This window comes from Roseiarcus sp. (assembly GCF_052145395.1).
Lineage (GTDB): Bacteria > Pseudomonadota > Alphaproteobacteria > Rhizobiales > Beijerinckiaceae > Roseiarcus.
In genome coordinates, this window is sequence record NZ_JBKQOT010000878.1 from 1 (window position 1) to 2,919 (window position 2,919).

General features: G+C 63.8%; 3 protein-coding genes and 1 pseudogene. 3 read left to right on the forward strand and 1 reads right to left on the reverse strand.

The genetic code is table 11. The features are described from left to right. Positions 1-67 precede the first annotated feature (67 nt). Complete coding sequence (locus ACLP25_RS30445; RefSeq protein WP_442472828.1) at positions 68-193, reverse strand: hypothetical protein; 126 nt, start codon at positions 191-193, stop codon at positions 68-70. Positions 194-606: 413 nt separating this feature from the next. On the opposite strand from ACLP25_RS30445, the gene fumC reads away from it, so the two are divergent. The 3 genes and pseudogenes from fumC to ACLP25_RS30460 all read left to right on the forward strand — a co-directional run. Further along, positions 607-2,061: a class II fumarate hydratase gene (fumC, locus tag ACLP25_RS30450; protein ID WP_442472829.1), complete on the forward strand. Its 1,455-nt coding sequence runs from the start codon at positions 607-609 to the stop codon at positions 2,059-2,061. A gap of 49 nt (positions 2,062-2,110) precedes the next feature. Then, complete coding sequence (locus ACLP25_RS30455) at positions 2,111-2,506, forward strand: cupin domain-containing protein (protein WP_442472830.1); 396 nt, start codon at positions 2,111-2,113, stop codon at positions 2,504-2,506. A 21-nt stretch (positions 2,507-2,527) separates the two neighbouring features. Then, a pseudogene (locus ACLP25_RS30460) lies at positions 2,528-2,629 on the forward strand (malate:quinone oxidoreductase); the annotation flags it as partial. Positions 2,630-2,919: the final 290 nt, after the last annotated feature.

The window sequence follows — 2,919 nt, forward strand, 5'->3', positions numbered from 1 at the left end:
ATGCCAGCAAAAGCAATGACGTGAGCCACTAGGCTGCCGTTCGCGCCCGGCCGCTCAATCCGGGACGTCAAAGGGAGGGGGCAGGCATGGCGACATTGACGGCGCGGAGTGCGGGCGCAGCGGCAGAGGCGTGGGCCGCCGGCAGCGCCGACTGGCGCGCCGCGGCGATCGCGATGCTGTCGGTCCTTGTCATTCAAGGGTTCATCTATTGGGGCGGCGGGTCGCGGAGTTGCTTTCGAGCGCCAAATCGACCATTCTTCGTTTTATCGCCGTGTTTGGGGCGGCCGGCCTCTATTTCGCAAGTGAAGGTGCGGCGGCGTCCCGCCTTCAGGCAGCGTCAAACGAGCAGAATAGGGAAGTGTTCGGGCAGGCGCGACCGAGCAATCGTTCAGGGCTTTGGTCTGGCGCCGGTTGGCAAGACGCAAAGGCGCAAAATTCGACCCATTGCAGGCGTCGGTTATGCGCCATCGGATATTGAAAAGCGTTCGAAGAGAGCACGAATTCATCGGGCCCGACTCGGTCGGGGCAATACGAAAGACAATACCCCTGCAACCCGGCCAGGATTGAAGCGCACGTTCTGAGTTCATCGCCCCCATGGAGATTGTCTTGGACGCGAATCCCGCTCCGACCGTAACGAATGTTCGCATCGGCATCGACGCCGCCGGAGAGCGTGAAGAATTCGACAGCATGGGCAAGGTCGCGGTGCCGGCTGACCGATACTGGGGCGCCCAGACCCAGCGTTCGCTGCAACATTTCTCGATTGGCGACGACCGCATGCCCAAGGCGGTCTATCACGCCTATGGCTACGTCAAGAAAGCCTGCGCCCTGGTCAACCACGAGGCCGGCCGCCTGCCCGAGTGGAAGAAGGAGGCCATCGTTCGCGCGGCCGACGAAACCATCTCGGGAAAGCTGGACGACAACTACCCGCTTTATGTGTGGCAAACCGGGTCGGGCACGCAGTCCAACATGAACGTCAACGAGGTGATTTCCAACCGGGCCATCCAGCTTCTCGGCGGCGTCTTGGGGACCCAGCATCCGGTCGGCCCGAACGACGACGTCAACATGGGCCAGTCGTCCAACGACACCTTTCCGACCGCCATGCATGTCGCGGCGGTCTTCGCGCTGGACGAGCAACTCCTGCCGAAGGTTCGTGCGCTCAGCGAGACCATCGAGCGCAAGGCCCAGGGCTGGATGGACGTGGTCAAGATCGGCCGAACGCATCTCGAGGACGCCGTTCCGCTGACGGTCGGCCAGGAATGGATGGGCTGGGCGGGGCAGATTCGCGCCGCGCTCGCCGAGGTCGAAGCGAGCCGAGCCGGGCTCTATGAGCTCGCGGTTGGCGGAACCGCGGTCGGCACCGGCCTCAACGCGCCGGCCGGGTTCGCCAAGGATGTCGCCGCCAAAATCGCCCAGCTCACGGGAAAGCCTTTCGTCACCGCGCCCAACAAGTTCACCGCCCAGGGCTCCCTGGATGCGATCGTCCGGGCGCACGCGGCCTTGCGCGGCGTTGCGGTCGCTCTGATGAAGATTGCCAACGACATGCGCTGGCTCGCCTCCGGCCCGCGTTGCGGCTTCGGCGAGCTCAAGCTGCCGGACAACGAGCCCGGCTCCTCGATCATGCCGGGCAAGGTCAATCCGACCCAATGCGAAGCCATGGTGATGATTGCGATCCAGGTGCTAGGCAACGATATGGCGGTGGCCTTCGCGGGCTCGCAGGGCAATTTCGAGCTCAACGCCATGCGCCCGGTCCTGATCAACAACTTCCTGCATTCCGTACGCATCCTCGCCGATGGAAGCGAGAAGTTCCGCGAATATTCGGTCGAGGGCACCGAGCTCAACCGCGAGCGGATCCAGCAATTTGTGGAGGGCAGCGTCATGCTGGTGACCGCCCTGTCGCCGGTGATCGGCTATCAGAACGCCGCCCACATCGCGGAAAAGGCCATCGCCGACGGAACGACCCTGAGACAGGCGGCGCTCGCCTCCGGCAAAGTGACAGAGGAGCTGTTCGACAAGACGATCGTGCCCCTCAACATGGTCGGGAAGGGACTCGCGGGCGCCTGAGGCGCCGGTTCATCCGTTTCGCTTCAATCGCATGAGGAGAACGAGCTCCATGATCCGCTGCGTTCGCATCTGGACCGCCGAGGACGGCAACTCGCGTTCCGAAGAGGGCCATATCGATCTCTCTGGAGGGGCGAGGGGAGATATTCTGAGCGACGCGGCGGCCTCGACCAGCATCTCGTTTCGGGAAACCGAGCCCGGCGGCTCTTTCGCCTGGCACGACGCGCCGGTCCGCCAGTTCGTGCTGACGCTCAGCGGCACGCTCGAATTCATAACCCGGGACGGGGATCGCTTCACCCTCCGTCCCGGCGACGTCCTGCTCGCCGAGGACACGACCGGCACCGGCCATAGCTGGCGGCTGGTGGACGATCAGCCTTGGCGCCGCGCCTATGTGATCCTGGCGCCCGGCGTCAAAGTCCCCTTCACCGCCGCCGCGCCGGCGACCTGACCTGCCGACGGGAGAGCCTCCATGACCGAAGCCGCCACCGACGTCGTCCTGATCGGCGCCGGAATCATGAGCGCCACGCTCGGCACGTTCCTCAAGGAGCTCGAGCCGTCCCTCTCGATCTCCAACTCTCTGAAGAGCCACTCTGTGCGGACTTGGCATCTCTCAATCGACTCCGATCGGGCAAGGAAGCCTTCGCTTTCAGAGAGAAGGTCTTCTATCTGCATACACCGGATGGATTTGCCGTCTCGAAACTGGCCAAGAATGCGGAACGGCACATCCATGTTCACGCGACAGCCCGCAACTGGAACACCATCACAAAGCTGCTGGCGATGGCAAGGGTTGACACGTGACCGCTCAGGCTCGATTTGCGAACCTCGGCGGGCCTCTTCGCGGTGTAGTGCGCCTCCCGCCAC